Origin of the sequence: Halomonas sp. N3-2A (assembly GCF_002216165.1) — a bacterium.
In the GTDB taxonomy this organism is placed as follows: Bacteria; Pseudomonadota; Gammaproteobacteria; order Pseudomonadales; family Halomonadaceae; genus Vreelandella.
In genome coordinates this window covers 2,902,588-2,917,573 of record NZ_CP022286.1, presented here as the reverse complement: position 1 = coordinate 2,917,573, position 14,986 = coordinate 2,902,588, and the positions used below count along the sequence as shown (strand labels likewise).

Genomic DNA, 14,986 nt, shown 5'->3' with positions numbered 1-14,986 from the left:
CCAGCCTTTACTAACGAGCCGCTTTCACCGAGGATAGCGTCTCCATTCACTGTCGCCAGGGGAGCCCGCAGCTGTTGGGCTGAGAATGCGCACTGCGCAGACCCTGGAACCTGATCCGGTTCATACCGGCGGAGGAAGTGCGACATGCCTTACCTAACGTCAGCCGTACTTGGTGCGGCGCTATTCTGTTTTGCTTTTCTGGGCCTGCGTGCACGTCATGTGCAGGGATCGCTTGATGACTATGTCACGGCACGAAATTCGCAAACCGCTTCCACACTTGGCTTCTCCTTTTTAGCCTCGGGAATGGGCGCCTGGATTCTGTTTGCGCCGCCTGAAATTGGTGCCTTTGTTGGTCCGTTAGCGTTGGCAGGCTATGCCATTGGCTCTGCGCTGCCGTTTATCGTGTTGGGGTTGTACGGACCAAAAATTCGTCGCGCATTGCCAGAAGGCAGAAGCATTGCCGAATTCGCCCACGCTTGTTACGGCAAGGGGGTGCGTCATTGGGTGCTGCTGGTGTCCGTAGCCTACATGGGCTGTTTTTTAGCAGCGGAACTGACGGCGATAGGTGCTATTACCGCACTGCTTTCCGATGTACCACCTGCACTAGTGATTATTGGCGTTGCGCTCACTACCTTGGTGTATACGGTGATTGGTGGGTTGCGCGCAAGCCTCGCAACGGATCGCTGGCAGGCATGGCTTTTGCTAGCCCTGTTATTGGCTGTGGGTAGCGTTGCGATTTGGCGGCTGCCAGCCATGCCGAATGACGCCGTCATGCCCTCTATTCCTATCGCAAGCGCGCTGAGTGTTGCCCTGACGCTTGTGATTGCGGTGACCGCCGCCAATCTTTTTCACCAAGGCTATTGGCAGCGCGTGTGGGCTGCTCAGGATGACCAGAGCTTAGGTCGAGGCGCTTGGCTAGGCGGCGGGCTGACCGTACTGGTTGTGATGGTGATCGGCGGTATCGGCATCATGGCCGCCATGAGCGGTGTTGCTTTGGGAGAGCCACCTATTCCTTTCTTTGCGCTGTTAACAGATGCGCCTGCCTGGGTGGCGTTACCTGCATTGGTGTTAGCAGTCACGCTAGTGACCTCAAGTGTCGATACGCTGCAAAACGGTATAGCGTCGCTGATAGTCGGGCGTGGCGGTGAACGACATGCAACATCTTTAACGACCGCACGTTGGATAACGGTCGCAATGATGGTGCCGGTGGTATTTATTGCCCTGCAAGGATTGTCAGTTCTACGGCTCTTCTTGATAGCCGACTTACTTTGCGCTGCCATCGTGGTGCCTGTGCTGCTTGGCCTGTGGCAACGTATGACGCCAGTGGCGGCGATTGGTGGCGGCATGGCTGGATTAGCAGGGGCAATACTGCCGGGGTGGCTAAGCCAGGGAAGCGTTACGGCTGGCATTATGGCGGCTACCTTTCCAGGCAGTATCCCAACGTTAGGGCCTTTTCTAGGGGCGTTACTGGCGTCTATTGTCGTCAGCGTTACACTGGCATACCTGCCTAATCGACGAAGCGTTAGGCCGTAACGTTAAGCCGTGAGCCAAATTAACAGGGACGATCATGATTCGCAGCCTACTAACGACATCAGAAGGCGATGTGCGCGAAGGCGATGAACGCCTCATTGATGACTGGCAAACGACGCCCGGTAGCCACCTATGGATAGACATGAAAGGTGAGCCTGAGGAGAGTGAACGCCAGCTATTGGAGCGTTTTGATTGTCATCCAATGGCAATTCAAGATGCCCACAAAGAGCGCCATCCGCCGAAAATTGAAGAGTTTGAGCACCATACCCTGATTATTTACCGAGGTATTTCATCTTTTGATGCTCAGCTAAACTTTGTGCCTCAGCAGGTGTGCCTCTTTATTGGAGAGCGTTTTCTAATCACGCTGCACGCTGGTGAGGCGCTTAGTATTGAACGGCTCTTTAGTGAGCACGGAAAAACACTGCTGGCGCTATCTCCCGAGCGTGTCGCGCTGAAAATTATGTACATCTCAGCAGGCTTCTACATCGATAGCTTACTGGAGTTTGAGAGTGAGCTAAGCGATATAGAAGATGAGCTTTTAGAGGCTGGTAATGATGTGCTGATGCGGAAAATCACCGCCTATCGTTCACGATTGGTAAAGATGCGCCGTATTTTTAGCTACCACAAAGGCATTACCCAAGAGCTTACTGCCTATGACTATGCCCATCTGCCACGCGGAGAAAGTGAAACGCTGCATGCCATCACGGATGTAGAGGAGCGCTTTGAGCGCCTATATACACTGACACAAATGTATTACGACATTTGCGGTGATCTCATTGATGGTTACATTTCGATTTCCTCTCACCAGCTAAATATCACCATGCGCGTATTAACGGTGATTACTGCCATATTTGTGCCACTGACGTTTATTGTCGGTATTTACGGCATGAACTTTGAGTACATGCCAGAGCTGCGCTATCAGTACGGATACTTTTTTGTTTGGGGAGCCATGCTGGGTATCGGAGGTTGTTTAATTTGGTTATTTAAGCGTAAAAACTGGTTTTAAAATGAGCCAGATGATCGCTGGTAGCGAAAAGTTGATAGTTGGTCATGTGGTTGGAGCGCTAGTGTGGCATCCTCGCAGTCGACCAATGACCTGCAAATAACCTGAGAGCTACTTTTATGACCATCATGATTATTGGCCTGCTGATTTTTCTTGGCAGCCATTCTGTGCGTATCTTTGCTGAAGACTGGCGTCAGCGACAGATTGTTAAACGCGGCGAAAACACCTGGAAGATTGCGTACTCCGTAGTGTCGGTGATTGGACTGGCAATTGCTATTTACGGTTTTGGCCAAATGCGCCTAGACCCTATCTACGTCTGGTTTCCCCCCACGGGCTTACGCCATGCGGTAGCACTGCTGATGGTGCCTGCCTTTATTATGCTGGTAGCAGCCTATGTGCCGCGTAATGCTATCAAAGCGAAGCTTGGTCATCCGATGATGTTGGCCGTAAAAATTTGGGCATTTTCACACTTATTGGCTAATGGACGACTGGGCGATATTGTCTTTTTTGCAGCATTTTTGGTGTGGGCTATTCTGGCCTTTAAGGCAGCCAAAAAGCGTGATCGCCTACATCCCGCTAAGCCAGTACCAACCTCGGCTCCCGCGACAATAGCCACCGTCGTGATTGGCTTGATAGCGTATATTTTGTTTGCTCTTTACCTACATGTGTTAGTTATTGGTGTACCTGTTTTTAGCTAGTAATTATTAATAAATATTAACGGCGTCAATGGTTTATATCCGTTGACGCCGTTTTTATTATTACTCTTGAGTGGCGGCGAAAGTTTGCTATTGTCAGCTAGGTTCATCCAACGTTTCACAACGGAGAAATTTATGGCCGAAGCTGTACCTCAAGTACCGAAAACGATGTCTGCCATGTTGTTAACAGGCCATGGTGATATAGATAAATTGCAGTACCGGCAGGATGTTATGACCCCTAAACCAGGGGCGGGGCAAGTGCTGGTTCAGGTAACAGCAACGGCCAAAAATAATACTGACCGGAAAGCGCGTGAAGGGCTTTATCCTACGAAAGGGAAAGAGGAGGTCACATCGTTTGCGATGGGAGGATCGCCCACACTGACATTTCCTCGTATTCAAGGGGCTGATATTGCTGGACGCGTGGCGGCAGTAGGCGAGGGCGTGGATGCTTCACGTATTGGAGAACGAGGCCTGCTCGATTTTAATATTTACGCTGATGAGCGTCGCGATATCAATCTGACGCCAGATTATTATGGCCACGGGGCTGATGGTGGCTATGCTGATTTTGTCGTCGTCCCAGCCGACCAGCTTCATCATGTTCCCAACCCTGAATTGCACGATGCAGAGCTTGCTGCGATGGGGATGTGCTCGTATCAGACGGCTTATCACATGATGACGTCTGCCAACATTGGCGCGGGTGAACGTGTGCTGGTGACAGGCGCCAGTGGCGGTGTCGGAACGGCGTTAATTCAGCTTTGTCGGGTCGTGGGCGCTATTCCTTACGCTGTCAGCCAGCCGGATAAAGCCGATGCGCTGCTGGCGTTGGGTGCAGAAGTCGTCATCGATCGGGGTGATTTATCGACGTTTGTTGAGCGTGTATTGGCGACCACTGATGGTAAGCCGATTGATGCAGTGATGGACTTGGTCGGTGGGCAGATGACCGATCTGTTTATCGATACCATGATTGTTGATATGCAAGGCCGTAGCAGTTATCCGCGGCTTTCCATTGCAGGTGCGAGTGGTGGCAATATCAGCGAGATTATGTGGACTCGCGTCTACTTGTACCAAGTGCAGATTTTTGGTGTTTCCCATGGCACTCGCGAAGAGGCTGAACAACTGATCGAGTGGATTCGCAGTGGGGCGCTAAAACCAGTGCTGCACGCGGCCTTTAAACTATCGGATCTACATAACGCTGAGCGCTACTTTGTAAACCGTGGCAGTAACTACCTGGGAAAAATAGTTATTGTTCCTGATGCGCAGTGGGAAACCCATGGTGCGCCGTTTGCCCTCACCACCGCCTAGGAGCAGTGCTAATGAAAAATCTGCATACGATTCAGCTGATGGATACTCATGCCGGTGGTGATGTTAGCCGTATTGTGACGGGGGGGATCGGTGTGCTTCCTGGTGCCACAGTACGCCAACAAATGGAGTTTCTGCGTGATGATGCCGATGGTTTGCGACGGCTGTTGCTAGAAGAGCCGTATGGTATTCCGGAGATGTCGGTAGATCTGTTGGTGCCTTCCTCGCATCCGGACGCCGTCGCGGGCTATATCATTATGGAGGTCATGGGCTACCCGATTTATTCGGGTTCTAACACGCTGTGTACAGCCACTGCTGTGTTAGAAAGTGGGCTGGTCCCCAAGCAGGAAGGTATTCAACGCTTTAAACTGGAAGCACCCGCAGGCTTGGTGCAAATTGAAGCGAAGGTGAGCAATGGGGTAGTGGAGTCTGTTACCTGTGAAGGCCTGCCAAGCTATATCGACACCTATCGCGATACGATTCAAGTTCCTGAACTTGGAGCAATTACCTACTCAGTCGCTTACAGCGGTGGCTTTTATGCCTTGGTAGATGCCGAAGAGTTAGGCTTCAAGCTAGTACGCAGTGAGGAGCAGGCGCTTGCCGCTTGTGCTTATAAAATTGTTGAGGCGATCCAAGCGCAGCGCGGCTTTTCCCATTACACCCTGGGAGATGTAGGGCCATTGCCGTTTTTACATTTTATGGGGCCGGAAGAAAAAGTAGCTGAAGGCTATATTCGCTCGCGTTCAACAACGTATGTACATCCTGGTGTTATTTGTCGTAGCACCACTGGCACGGGCACCTCAGCGCGGTTGGCGCTGATGAATTATGAAGGTCGGCTGAGAATCGGTGATAAGTTAGAAACCGTATCACTACGTGAAACGGGGTTTATTGGTACCTTCACCGGCACGCATCAAGAAGGCGCTTATCAAGTGGTGGAGAACACCACGACTGGCCGTAGCTATGTGTTGGCAGAATCAAACATCGTGATTAACTGCGACGACCCGATGGTAGCGTGTGGCGAACTGCATCACATTCTGAGTGACCGGCATACAGAAGAGGGCTAGCGCTCTTCTCTGCGTAATGCGTCGACATAGCCTGTTTGCTCAAGTCGCTCCCATACCGGGGTCTTCTCGGCCTCGGTCATACTTCCCCAACAGGCAATTTCATCTAGCGTCCGACCGCAGCCTTGGCACAATGAAGAGGCTGGATCAATGTTGCATACCTGAATGCAGGGCGACAGCGGACGAGCAGCGCAGAGTGTAGTGGATGAGTCGCTGGACATGATGGCTAAGCTCAATGCAGTGGTGAGAAAACGGCGCTAGGCGAGAATTACTTACTCTGTTCACTTCTTATGAGAGTGGCACTTTACCACGCAGTGACTTCGTTTTGCCTTTACGCGTTTTGTGGTCCACACGGCGTCGCTGTGAGCCTTTGGTGGGCTTCGTTGGCCGCCGCGTTTTCTGCTGCTTGCCAGCACTTTGAATCAGTGCTTTTAAGCGTGCAAGGGCATCCTCTTTGTTCAATTCCAGGGTGCGATAGCTTTGCGCTTTGATAATCACCACGCCTTCTTTACTGATTCGCTGATCAGACAGTGCCATTAAGCGCTCTTTATAAATCGGCGGTAGTGTAGAGCTTTGAATATCGAAACGTAAATGCACCGCAGAGGCGACTTTATTGACGTTTTGGCCACCCGAGCCTTGCGCTCTGATCTGACTAATATCGATTTCCCAGTCCGCTATCGTCACGTTATTTGAGATAGTGAGCATTCAGTTCCTTTATGTCGCGTGTGGCTCGTAAGGCTAGCATACTTAGCGTCGAGGAGCCGATTTGAGACGGATCAAGGGCATGTCTCATGAATACTATGCTCGGGCGATGGATAGCTTACGGGGCTTGTTGGGTTGCCCGGCTAGGGGCACAACTTTAAAGTAGCTTGCTACTCTTTATAACCACTGCCATAGGAATACCCATGGATTACTTACTCGATGAACAACCTTTGAGTGCTGGTGTTATCTACCGTTTGCTGTCAGGCAGTGTCTGTCCAAGGCCAATTGCATGGGTGTCAACTCAAGATAAGAACGGCAATACAAACCTCGCACCGTTCTCCTTTTTTAACGTAGCCAGCGTTAATCCCCCCATCCTGGCTTTTTCACCGCTGCTCGACGGCAGCGGGCTGCCCAAAGACACGCTGCGCAATTTAACCGAACTAGCCGAATGCGTCGTGCATATAGGCAATGAAACGTTGATAGAAGCGCTCAACACGACCAGCGCGAGTGTTCCTCCCGAGCAAGACGAGTTCTTATTAGCGGGGCTAGAGAAGGCTGAAATGCCGGGAATCAGCGTGCCACGTATTGCAGGTGCCCCGGTCGCCTTTGGTTGCAAGCTGCGCGACTTAATTCGTTTTGGCGATCAGCCATTAGCGGGATCGTTAGTGCTTGCTGAGATTGTCGCTATTCATATTGATGACGCGATATGGGATGGTCGGCATATCAATATGGACGTGCTAAAGCCAGTAGGGCGCTTGGCAGGCAGTGATTATGTACGCATCAGTGACCGGTTTGCTCTTGAGCGGCCTGCATAATCTAGCTAACCGATGTCATAAGCCTTGTCGTGAGTGGATGTAGTAGTGGCTTACTACCCGCTGCGTAGCAACGCTTGCTACTCTCATTTAACACACCCTTCGTGTGCTCTGTGCCTCGACCAATAACGACAAGGAGAAGTGAGATGAGCAACAAACGAATTTTAATGATTACCGGCGATTTCACTGAAGATTATGAAACGATGGTGCCTTTCCAGGCGCTAATGGCGGTTGGCCATCAAGTCGACGCGGTATGTCCCGACAAGGTCGCCGGTGATACCGTGGCAACGGCTATTCACGATTTTGAAGGTGACCAAACGTATACTGAAAAGCCCGGCCATCGTTTCGCTCTGAATGCTGATTTTGCCAAAGTTAACCCCGCTGACTACGACGCCTTGGTGGTTCCTGGTGGCCGCGCACCTGAATACCTGCGCTTAAACCAGGACGTACTGGCGATGGTGAAGCACTTTTTTGACACCCAGAAGCCGGTCGCTGCTATCTGTCATGGCGCTCAGCTACTGGCTGCCGCTAAGGTGCTTGAAGGCAAGCAGTGTTCTGCTTATCCGGCTTGCCAGCCAGAAGTGGAACTTGCCGGTGGCCACTTCGCAAACCTGGAGGTCACGGAAGCAGTAACGGATGGCAACTTGGTCACTGCACCCGCATGGCCCGCTCATCCTGCTTGGCTTGCCCAGTTTATGGCGCTATTGGATAAGTAGCACTGCTGATAGGCTACCGCGCCCAGCTATATTGAGTTCAACGCGGTTGGGCGCGTTGTCTGTTAGCCGCTATGCTAAAGAGCAGAATTTACGCTATAGCAGATCTTGCCTAGTAGCTTAATAGTAGAGTTTGATAGCGGAGAGGGCGTAACGATGTGCAAGCTGTTTATTGATGCCGACCCGGAGCTATGGCGCAGCGCCACACACTCACTGCGCATTGATGGCATGGTGACCAGCGTTCGCATGGAAAATTACTTCTGGCATCTGCTGGAAGAGATGGCTCAACGGGATGGGATGAACACGGCTCAACTGATTACGCGGCTTTATCATGAATCGATTGATGCTGGCCACGATCTTGGCAATTTCACCTCATTTTTGCGTGTCTGCGCGCTGCGCTACCAGGCGCTTCAGCTTAGCGGTGATATTCCGAAAAATGTAGAGGTGGCGATTGGCTCGCTAGATGCGCAGCAAATTCTGAGCAGAGAAGCTGCCGCGCGTACTAACCAAATGCACTGAAAGAAATGTGTTGAAAGAAGTGCACTGAAACTGGCTCTCTATCGTTAAAGCGGTCAATAGCTGAAAGCCGCATCAGATAAGACCGTTATTCTAGTCGCTTACCTAGATTATCCAGGAAGGTTTCGATACGCAGTGCGTTGGTGCCGACATCGCTGGTTCCCAGCCGGGAGGCTGAGCGCATGTCCACCTGCACGCCGTTTTGTTGCTCAGTAAGACGAATGATGACGTCATCTTCAAAGCCAAACCAGCGGGTTGTTGCGGTCGCTTCGATAGTACTCTCTGTTATCGCGGCGATCTGCCAACCGGACGCTTCTACTTCAGCCTGAGCTGCTGCTAGAACGGTCGCTTTAGGCGCAGTTACTTGTAAAGGCTGCACATGTGGATAAGCATTTTTTTGCTGACGCGCGGTAGCTTCTCCTGGGTAATCAACGGCATTAGGTGCTGCCTCGCGGGCGTCTCTTAGCGCGACAAAGTCGGGTGGGTTTTGGGTGTCGGTGGTTATGTCATGAATGGCGGGTGCCTGCTGTGCACGCTGCCATTGTTGCCAAGGCATATATAACAAGGCAGCGGTTGCAACAATAACGAAGATAGCCACTACGCCAGCACCCATGCGGCGGGTAAAGGCGCTGATGAGCAACAGCAAGACACTGATAGCCACAGCTGCGGTTGCTGCATAGACACCATTGCGCATCAGGTTGAAAGCGTCGCCCAGGCCAATCAACTCCCAGCGATAGGCTGGCCCTGCACCAGCCATTAACAAGGCTGATGCTATCAGTGCAATGACACTGAACCAGGCCAGTAGCGTTGGCCAAACTCCTCCTCTACGCGAACGTGCTGAGCGCTCCTTTGCCATAGGTCTTCCCTCATTATGAATACGATGTTGATTTACTTAGCATAGATTGCGCTAGGTCATCTGTCTTCGTTAGACGAGTTGGCTAAGACACCCTACTATGCTGCTGTTAGCAGTAACGCAAGTATTCGCTGTGACGCAAATGGACGTCAGTTTTTACAACTTGAGCTTTTTATAATTTGAGAGATTAAGACAAGCATGACATTAGCGACTGCATTAGCCCCCTCCTTGCGAGAGTTACTGGCGACGACCCCGAGCAGTGCTTTACCGATAACCTATCAGCAAGCGGCGAATGCGCTAGGCCTTTCGCCACCTAAGACTATTCAACGTATCGCACAGGCACTTGAACAGCTAATGAAAGAAGACGCCGCCGCAGAAAAGCCTTTTATTGCAACGCTTGTGATTAGCCGAAGTGGCAAAGGGCTTCCAGCGGCAGGTTTTTTTGAGCTTGCCGTGGAATTAGGGCGTTTTCCTTCAGCGCCATCCCAGCAAGAAGCGTTTTACTATGCCGAACGTGAGCAAGCCATTAACGAATGGTGTCGTTCTTAGTTTTGAAAAGAAATCAGTTTTGAGGAGAAGACAGTTTTGAGAGAATTCAATTTTTGCGCAGCGGGTTGAGCAAGTCGCTTAAACCATTGTGGTCAATTTCATGCATTAAATGCAGGAGTTGACCAATTTCTCCTTTTGGAAACCCTTCCCGAGCAAACCAGTTTAAATAGGGACCAGGCAAATCGGCAATAAGCCAGCCTTCGTATTTGCCAAAGGGCATGGTACGCGTTACCAGTTTCTCAAGGTCTTCGGGGTTCATGGTCTACATCTCCTTATCAATGGCTGTTGCAGGTGGCAGTTTAGAGCTGCTGTGATGATTCAGCTAGAAGCTGGGCAAAGGCACGGGCAGGTTCGCTTAGGTGGCCAACAGCGCGATGCACTAACCCAATATCTCGATGAAACGTATGCGCTTCTAACGAGATGGCGCGAACTGTTTGGGGCCAGCGTTTTAGCGCTATCGGTTGCGGTACTAAAGCAACGCCCACGGCGTTACCCACCAGCTTCACAATGGCTTCAAGCTCGTCCAGCTCACACAGGTCGCGAACTTGGCAGTGGTTGTCCCTTAAAAAACGGTCTACTTGGCGTCCACCGAAAGAAGCGCGGTCGTAGCGAACAAAAGGGGAGTGGGTTAGCAGCTCCCGCCAGCAATCACCGGATAGCTCGCGCGGGACAAGCAAGCGAAACGGCTCGTGGGCAAGGGGCGTCCAACGCAGATCGCTATGCAGCGAAAAAGGCGGCCGAATAATAACAGCCATATCCAGCTCGCCCGCATCTACCTGGTTCATTAAGTCCATGGAAAGACCTGGCACGATACGGGTGCGACACTCGGAAAACTGCCGATGAAAGCGCGCTACAATATCGGGCAATACGGTACGCTGAATAGAGGCAATGGCACCAATAGTGATACGGCTACCAAGCCCTTGGCCTGACGGTGAAGCGCCTAGTGTGGCGTATAACCCGAGTAGAGTTTGGGCCTGAAGCAAGGTCTCTTCGCCGCGCTGGGTAAGCACCGCTGTTCGGCCGCTGCGTTCAAATAGCGTAACGCCCAGGGCCTCTTCCAGGCGCTTCATTTGAGCACTTACCGCAGCTTGGGTGAGGCCAACCTGGAGGCCTGCCGCCGCAAATGTACCGTGCTGTGCCACGGCTACTAGCGTTTTAAGTTCTCGTATCATTTGTTGTTTCTGTCATAAGAACTGCCATAAGGACGCTCATAAAAAATATTTGTGAATGAGTCAAAAAACAATTGATTTTATTTTTGCATAGCGCGATCTAGGATGGCTACACAGTGGCCGTGTAATGCGGCTGACCATTGCAAATAACGCAACGAATAAATGCGCTGCAACAGGAGATAACCATGAGTCTTTCCCCTTTTCATCTCGCCATCCCTGTTTACGATGTCGCCCTAGCCAGAGCATTTTATAACGACGTATTTGGCCTGGAAGAAGGACGCTCTAGCGATCACTGGGTCGACTTTAATTTCTTCGGCCATCAGTTGGTGATTCACGAACATCCGAAAACACCCGGCCAGCAGAGTGCTCACACTAACCCGGTCGATGGCCATAATGTACCGGTGCCGCACTTTGGCGTGATTCTAGAATGGGATGAGTGGGAAGCCTTAGCCGAGCGCTTAAAAGCGCGCAATACCGATTTCGTGATTGCGCCATACGTTCGCTTTAAAGGCGAAGTAGGGGAGCAAGCCACCATGTTCTTACTCGATCCCTGTGGTAATGCCTTGGAGTTTAAAGCGTTTAAAGATCAGGGACAGATTTTTGCCAAGTAACGTGTTCTGGGAAAGTATCTCAACAAGGGAGTATTAGCGGGTATGGTTAGGCACGCTGCGATAATCGGCTAGCTGTGCCGCTTGGTTCACATTGTGGCTATTTTGCAATAAAAGCGACTGCGCCTTAAGTAGGCGCAGTCGCTTAAAATACTACGTGAGTGTTCTTGCGTGTCGAGGCTATCACACGTGGGCAGAGACCCGCAGTCTGACGTAGTCGGCGGTCCAGTTGCCTTGCCCATCACTTAGACTGTGAGAGAGCAGGTTAATCGTATTATCAATAATGGCTACCTGCAGGTCCTCATCTAATCCGTGCAAAAACGGGCTTGCAAAGGTTTCGAGCCAGCCAGCAATACCCGTGGGTAGTGGTGTGGGGCGAGGGATTAGTTCGATAGAATCGACATGAAAGCCCGCCGTTTGAAGTAGGTTTGTGTACTCTTCCGGGGTGGGGAAGTACCAAGGATGACGGCCACGTGAGCTAATGCCGCGAAACTGCAGCGAGGCAATAAGCGCCGTACAAATGGCGGCCACGTTGCCATGTCCCCCAAACTCTGCAACAAAACGCCCGCCGGGTTTTAGTGCGCGTTTTACGCCGGCCAATACCGTTTGCGGGTCCAGCATCCAGTGCAACGCTGCGTTGCTGAAGACCGCATCAAATTCTTGGTCAAAGGGTAACTGGTGCCCATCGACAACCCTAGCGGTGACCCCGCGCTGTTGGGCGGCGGCGACCATCTCTGCGGAGGCATCGACACCCAGCACATCGGCACCTAATTGCATAATACGCTCGGTGAGCGCGCCATCACCACAGCCAAGGTCCAGGATGCGCTGTCCGGGCTGTGGCGCTAAAAGTTTCATTACATCGCTTCCCAACGTGGGAACAAAATTCGCGTGTTCCGCGTAGTGGCTGGCGTTCCATTCCTGCCCTTGCGGTGTCAGAGGGGTGTTAGACATTATCGGCTTCCTAGCGGCGTTATTTATCTTAGGGGGACCCAATGGCTTGATTTAGTATAGCTTGCTATCAATAGCATGCGTTAAGCCTGAATTCAGGAGTAAACGCATGGAACCAGGGCACTCTAGTTGTCATATCCGTTATATCAAGTATTAAGAGGCGAGACGAAATGAATGATGTTATCAAACTGCTTCAATCCCACCGCTCTATCCGCAAATTTACCGATCAGAAGATTTCGCGTGGGCTGCTGTTAGAGCTCATCAAAGCGGGCCAGGCCGCAGCGACATCAAGCCATGTGCAGGCCTACACCATTATTAATGTCACCGACTCAGCGAATCGCGAAAAAATCGCGGAATACGCCGGTGGTCAAGGTTATGTCGCAAGTAGCGCGGTTTTTTTAGTATTTTGTGCGGATATGAAGCGCCCGACAGAGGCGTCTGAACGGACAGGTGCCAACGTTGAACGAGGTATGACAGAGCAGCTATTGGTCGCCACCGTTGATACTGCTCTAGTGGCACAAAACATTGCAGTGGCCGCCGAGTCTGAAGGGCTTGGCATTTGTTATATCGGAGGTATCCGCAATAATCCTCAGGCGATCAGCGAGCTTTTGCACTTGCCTGACCATGTTTATCCGGTGTTTGGTATGTGCCTTGGTTATCCGGCCCATGACCCTGAGGTTAAGCCGCGTCTGCCGGTAGAGGCTATTCTCAAGGAAGATACTTACCGTGAAGATACTGAGCAAGTCGAGGCGTTTGACAGCACTATGCAGGCTTACTACCAAACACGCAGCACGGGTAACAAAACGACTGACTGGTCGCATAATCTAACGCCGCTCTTCGATTCAAAACTGCGTCCTCACATGCGTGACTTTTTAGCGAAGCGTGGCTTTGAAATGAAGTAACCAACGAGCGGAGCATGAAGCAGCTCATCACCGTGGGGTAAGGCGTTTAAAAGAGCAGGTTTCTTGCGCTGCACGATAATCGCGTTCATCTATACTGGTTGCATGCCAAAAGCAGTGCCGATAACAATAAAAGGAGCTATTGATGAATCTTCAGCGCGCTTATTACCTGCTAGCAGCTTTTTACAGCCTGTTTCCACTTATCGGGCTAATGGCCATTTTCTCAGGCGGGGGAACACCGTTTGCTGTGGCTCACCTCGTGTTGGGAGTGCTCGCCGTGATAGGGCTGTGGGGCTACGTACTCAAACGTGGGTTTATGAATCCCCGTATGTGGCAGCCCTTAGCCATGGTGCTGGCAGTCATGGCAGTAGGTCAGATGCTGGTGATCTTCATCCTTCCCGTTTCCAGCATTGCACTTACCTGGATGCTAACAAGCAGTATCTTCTCCGTAATGCTGGTCATCGTACTGTTTCACTATGGAAAACGTGATCAGCGACTATGGGCAACGCCTGTAGAGGCTGATGCTGCAAAGCAGCTTGCAAAAATGCTTGATAGCGCTTCGCCTTTATCTGCTGTTCATTACGAAGGTGAACAAGAAAATAGCGTTAACGTTACTAAGGTAGGCAGTCAATATCATGCCAAAGTGACGCGGCGTGGCAAAAACGGGCAAGAGACATTTGAACGCCACTTTCAGTATCCTGAAACACTGGTATTTTTTCTAGAAAAATTCGCCAGCATTTCAGTTCATGATTTTCGGCAAACGGCGCTTTCTTAAATCGTTGAACGAGCCGGGTTTTAAAAAATGCGTTAAGAGATAAATGTGTGAGCGATCTGAGGCTTTAATGTTTTTACGATATATTCGTATAACGGGATCAGACGCTCGCTCATCTCTTGTTTCGCCACATGATAGTCGATGTAGTAAGCATGGCGAGTACCATGATACACAATCGGCTCACTAACTTTGGTGAACTTAAAACCTGATATCGCCAATAAACGGGGAAGGCGAGGTTCCATCATTGCAAAAACATGTCGGCGATTAGTTAAGCCAACGATAGAGTAGGTGCATAAGAAAAGACCCAGGGCGACGAGTGAGAATGTCTTTGCCTCATCTTGTGAAAATAAAACGACTTCATTACCTGCTACTTCTTCTGGGGTGCTAGATTTTCGTGTTCTGAAATTTTTAGAAATGGCTAATCGTGATACTTCACACGTTTCAAGGGGCGGTAGCTTAAACGGCGTTAATGTAGGGTGGTTTAGTAACTGCTCCCCTTGGTTTTGAACAGGTAAATGATCAGGAGGGTTAGTGTTACCGGAAAAGGGCATGACTAATCTTACGCACCCTGCAAGAATGCCACTACGTTTGTGTTCTATCAGGCAATGAACCGAGTGATTATCGTACTCGTCGGACTCGTACAAACGCGCCTCATCCTCATGCATCTCATAGTTGAACTCTTTTAAAAAAACATCATGCCGTAGGCGAAAGGCGCGCCGTTTTTGGTCGTCGGTGTTAGCAATAAAAAAATGATATTCGTCGATAAATTTGTCAATCATCCCCTTATGATTACTTTTATCGTCAAACTCACTCTCTTGGGTGGTTTTCCCTGCTAGCATCTGTTGCTTCCTTCTGAG

General features: G+C 50.8%; 19 protein-coding genes and 1 riboswitch. Of the genes, 12 read left to right on the top strand and 7 right to left on the bottom strand.

The window, feature by feature from the left end; translation table 11 throughout:
* The first annotated feature begins 47 nt into the window (after positions 1-47).
* A riboswitch (TPP riboswitch) is annotated at positions 48-155 on the top strand.
* The 5 genes from CEK60_RS13670 (at position 145) to CEK60_RS13650 (ending at position 5,591) form a co-directional block, all read left to right on the top strand.
* Entirely contained in the window at positions 145-1,533 is a 1,389-nt protein-coding gene (locus CEK60_RS13670; protein ID WP_089039490.1) for a sodium:solute symporter, read from the top strand. (Overlaps the previous riboswitch by 11 nt.)
* 34 nt (positions 1,534-1,567) lie before the next feature.
* On the top strand, positions 1,568-2,536 hold the full coding sequence (locus CEK60_RS13665) for a magnesium transporter CorA family protein (protein WP_089039489.1): 969 nt from the start codon (positions 1,568-1,570) through the stop codon (positions 2,534-2,536).
* 116 nt (positions 2,537-2,652) lie between these two features.
* Positions 2,653-3,231, top strand: a complete 579-nt coding sequence (locus tag CEK60_RS13660) for an NnrU family protein (RefSeq protein WP_089039488.1) — start codon at positions 2,653-2,655, stop codon at positions 3,229-3,231.
* Between the two features lie 132 nt (positions 3,232-3,363).
* On the top strand, positions 3,364-4,530 hold the full coding sequence (locus CEK60_RS13655) for an alcohol dehydrogenase catalytic domain-containing protein (protein WP_089039487.1): 1,167 nt from the start codon (positions 3,364-3,366) through the stop codon (positions 4,528-4,530).
* Positions 4,531-4,541: 11 nt separating this feature from the next.
* A complete protein-coding gene (locus CEK60_RS13650) occupies positions 4,542-5,591 on the top strand; it encodes a proline racemase family protein (RefSeq protein WP_089039486.1) in 1,050 nt (349 codons plus the stop codon).
* Here CEK60_RS13650 and CEK60_RS13645 read toward each other — a convergent pair.
* Positions 5,588-5,809 (bottom strand): DUF1289 domain-containing protein, encoded by a 222-nt coding sequence (locus CEK60_RS13645; protein WP_089039485.1) that lies wholly within the window; start codon positions 5,807-5,809, stop codon positions 5,588-5,590. The two genes, CEK60_RS13650 and CEK60_RS13645, sit on opposite strands and share 4 nt — an antisense overlap.
* Before the next feature lie 67 nt (positions 5,810-5,876).
* Positions 5,877-6,293, bottom strand: coding sequence for an alternative ribosome rescue aminoacyl-tRNA hydrolase ArfB (arfB, locus tag CEK60_RS13640; protein WP_038477244.1), 417 nt, complete (start codon positions 6,291-6,293; stop codon positions 5,877-5,879).
* Positions 6,294-6,493: 200 nt separating this feature from the next.
* Between arfB and CEK60_RS13635 the strand changes: the two genes are divergently transcribed.
* The 3 genes from CEK60_RS13635 to CEK60_RS13625 all read left to right on the top strand — a co-directional run bounded on the left by CEK60_RS13635 (position 6,494) and on the right by CEK60_RS13625 (position 8,334).
* Positions 6,494-7,105: a flavin reductase family protein gene (locus CEK60_RS13635; RefSeq protein ID WP_089039484.1), complete on the top strand. Its 612-nt coding sequence runs from the start codon at positions 6,494-6,496 to the stop codon at positions 7,103-7,105.
* Between the two features lie 143 nt (positions 7,106-7,248).
* Complete coding sequence (locus CEK60_RS13630; RefSeq protein ID WP_089039483.1) at positions 7,249-7,818, top strand: DJ-1/PfpI family protein; 570 nt, start codon at positions 7,249-7,251, stop codon at positions 7,816-7,818.
* Positions 7,819-7,971: 153 nt separating this feature from the next.
* Complete coding sequence (locus CEK60_RS13625) at positions 7,972-8,334, top strand: ribbon-helix-helix domain-containing protein (protein ID WP_038477238.1); 363 nt, start codon at positions 7,972-7,974, stop codon at positions 8,332-8,334.
* 85 nt (positions 8,335-8,419) lie between these two features.
* On the opposite strand, the gene CEK60_RS13620 is transcribed toward CEK60_RS13625, so the two are convergent.
* Complete coding sequence (locus CEK60_RS13620; RefSeq protein ID WP_089039482.1) at positions 8,420-9,187, bottom strand: DUF1499 domain-containing protein; 768 nt, start codon at positions 9,185-9,187, stop codon at positions 8,420-8,422.
* A 195-nt stretch (positions 9,188-9,382) separates the two neighbouring features.
* On the opposite strand from CEK60_RS13620, the gene CEK60_RS13615 reads away from it, so the two are divergent.
* The gene (locus tag CEK60_RS13615; protein WP_089039481.1) at positions 9,383-9,733 is read left to right on the top strand and encodes a hypothetical protein; all 351 of its coding nucleotides are present in this window, start codon (positions 9,383-9,385) and stop codon (positions 9,731-9,733) included.
* Between the two features lie 46 nt (positions 9,734-9,779).
* On the opposite strand, the gene CEK60_RS13610 is transcribed toward CEK60_RS13615, so the two are convergent.
* Together CEK60_RS13610 and CEK60_RS13605 are read right to left on the bottom strand one after the other, a co-directional pair.
* Positions 9,780-9,992 (bottom strand): DUF3820 family protein, encoded by a 213-nt coding sequence (locus tag CEK60_RS13610; RefSeq protein ID WP_038477229.1) that lies wholly within the window; start codon positions 9,990-9,992, stop codon positions 9,780-9,782.
* Between the two features lie 40 nt (positions 9,993-10,032).
* Complete coding sequence (locus CEK60_RS13605; RefSeq protein WP_089039480.1) at positions 10,033-10,905, bottom strand: LysR substrate-binding domain-containing protein; 873 nt, start codon at positions 10,903-10,905, stop codon at positions 10,033-10,035.
* 182 nt (positions 10,906-11,087) lie between these two features.
* On the opposite strand from CEK60_RS13605, the gene CEK60_RS13600 reads away from it, so the two are divergent.
* Positions 11,088-11,513, top strand: coding sequence for a VOC family protein (locus tag CEK60_RS13600; protein ID WP_089039479.1), 426 nt, complete (start codon positions 11,088-11,090; stop codon positions 11,511-11,513).
* Between the two features lie 180 nt (positions 11,514-11,693).
* Here the strand turns inward: CEK60_RS13600 and CEK60_RS13595 are convergent, their stop codons facing one another.
* Complete coding sequence (locus tag CEK60_RS13595; protein WP_089039478.1) at positions 11,694-12,461, bottom strand: class I SAM-dependent methyltransferase; 768 nt, start codon at positions 12,459-12,461, stop codon at positions 11,694-11,696.
* 167 nt (positions 12,462-12,628) lie between these two features.
* Between CEK60_RS13595 and nfsA the strand changes: the two genes are divergently transcribed.
* Both nfsA and CEK60_RS13585 read left to right on the top strand, forming a co-directional pair.
* Positions 12,629-13,360: an oxygen-insensitive NADPH nitroreductase gene (gene nfsA, locus CEK60_RS13590; protein ID WP_089039477.1), complete on the top strand. Its 732-nt coding sequence runs from the start codon at positions 12,629-12,631 to the stop codon at positions 13,358-13,360.
* A gap of 142 nt (positions 13,361-13,502) precedes the next feature.
* A complete protein-coding gene (locus CEK60_RS13585) occupies positions 13,503-14,132 on the top strand; it encodes a hypothetical protein (RefSeq protein WP_089039476.1) in 630 nt (209 codons plus the stop codon).
* 32 nt (positions 14,133-14,164) lie between these two features.
* Here the strand turns inward: CEK60_RS13585 and CEK60_RS13580 are convergent, their stop codons facing one another.
* On the bottom strand, positions 14,165-14,968 hold the full coding sequence (locus CEK60_RS13580; protein WP_089039475.1) for a PEP-CTERM/exosortase system-associated acyltransferase: 804 nt from the start codon (positions 14,966-14,968) through the stop codon (positions 14,165-14,167).
* Between the last annotated feature and the right edge of the window lie 18 nt (positions 14,969-14,986).

Coding starts and splice junctions, on each gene's coding strand:
- CEK60_RS13670 (WP_089039490.1), top strand. CDS start 145: ATGCCTTACCTAACGTCAGCCGTACTTGGTGCGGCGCTATTCTGTTTT.
- CEK60_RS13665 (WP_089039489.1), top strand. CDS start 1,568: ATGATTCGCAGCCTACTAACGACATCAGAAGGCGATGTGCGCGAAGGC.
- CEK60_RS13660 (WP_089039488.1), top strand. CDS start 2,653: ATGACCATCATGATTATTGGCCTGCTGATTTTTCTTGGCAGCCATTCT.
- CEK60_RS13655 (WP_089039487.1), top strand. CDS start 3,364: ATGGCCGAAGCTGTACCTCAAGTACCGAAAACGATGTCTGCCATGTTG.
- CEK60_RS13650 (WP_089039486.1), top strand. CDS start 4,542: ATGAAAAATCTGCATACGATTCAGCTGATGGATACTCATGCCGGTGGT.
- CEK60_RS13645 (WP_089039485.1), bottom strand. CDS start 5,809: ATGTCCAGCGACTCATCCACTACACTCTGCGCTGCTCGTCCGCTGTCG.
- arfB (WP_038477244.1), bottom strand. CDS start 6,293: ATGCTCACTATCTCAAATAACGTGACGATAGCGGACTGGGAAATCGAT.
- CEK60_RS13635 (WP_089039484.1), top strand. CDS start 6,494: ATGGATTACTTACTCGATGAACAACCTTTGAGTGCTGGTGTTATCTAC.
- CEK60_RS13630 (WP_089039483.1), top strand. CDS start 7,249: ATGAGCAACAAACGAATTTTAATGATTACCGGCGATTTCACTGAAGAT.
- CEK60_RS13625 (WP_038477238.1), top strand. CDS start 7,972: ATGTGCAAGCTGTTTATTGATGCCGACCCGGAGCTATGGCGCAGCGCC.
- CEK60_RS13620 (WP_089039482.1), bottom strand. CDS start 9,187: ATGGCAAAGGAGCGCTCAGCACGTTCGCGTAGAGGAGGAGTTTGGCCA.
- CEK60_RS13615 (WP_089039481.1), top strand. CDS start 9,383: ATGACATTAGCGACTGCATTAGCCCCCTCCTTGCGAGAGTTACTGGCG.
- CEK60_RS13610 (WP_038477229.1), bottom strand. CDS start 9,992: ATGAACCCCGAAGACCTTGAGAAACTGGTAACGCGTACCATGCCCTTT.
- CEK60_RS13605 (WP_089039480.1), bottom strand. CDS start 10,905: ATGATACGAGAACTTAAAACGCTAGTAGCCGTGGCACAGCACGGTACA.
- CEK60_RS13600 (WP_089039479.1), top strand. CDS start 11,088: ATGAGTCTTTCCCCTTTTCATCTCGCCATCCCTGTTTACGATGTCGCC.
- CEK60_RS13595 (WP_089039478.1), bottom strand. CDS start 12,461: ATGTCTAACACCCCTCTGACACCGCAAGGGCAGGAATGGAACGCCAGC.
- nfsA (WP_089039477.1), top strand. CDS start 12,629: ATGAATGATGTTATCAAACTGCTTCAATCCCACCGCTCTATCCGCAAA.
- CEK60_RS13585 (WP_089039476.1), top strand. CDS start 13,503: ATGAATCTTCAGCGCGCTTATTACCTGCTAGCAGCTTTTTACAGCCTG.
- CEK60_RS13580 (WP_089039475.1), bottom strand. CDS start 14,968: ATGCTAGCAGGGAAAACCACCCAAGAGAGTGAGTTTGACGATAAAAGT.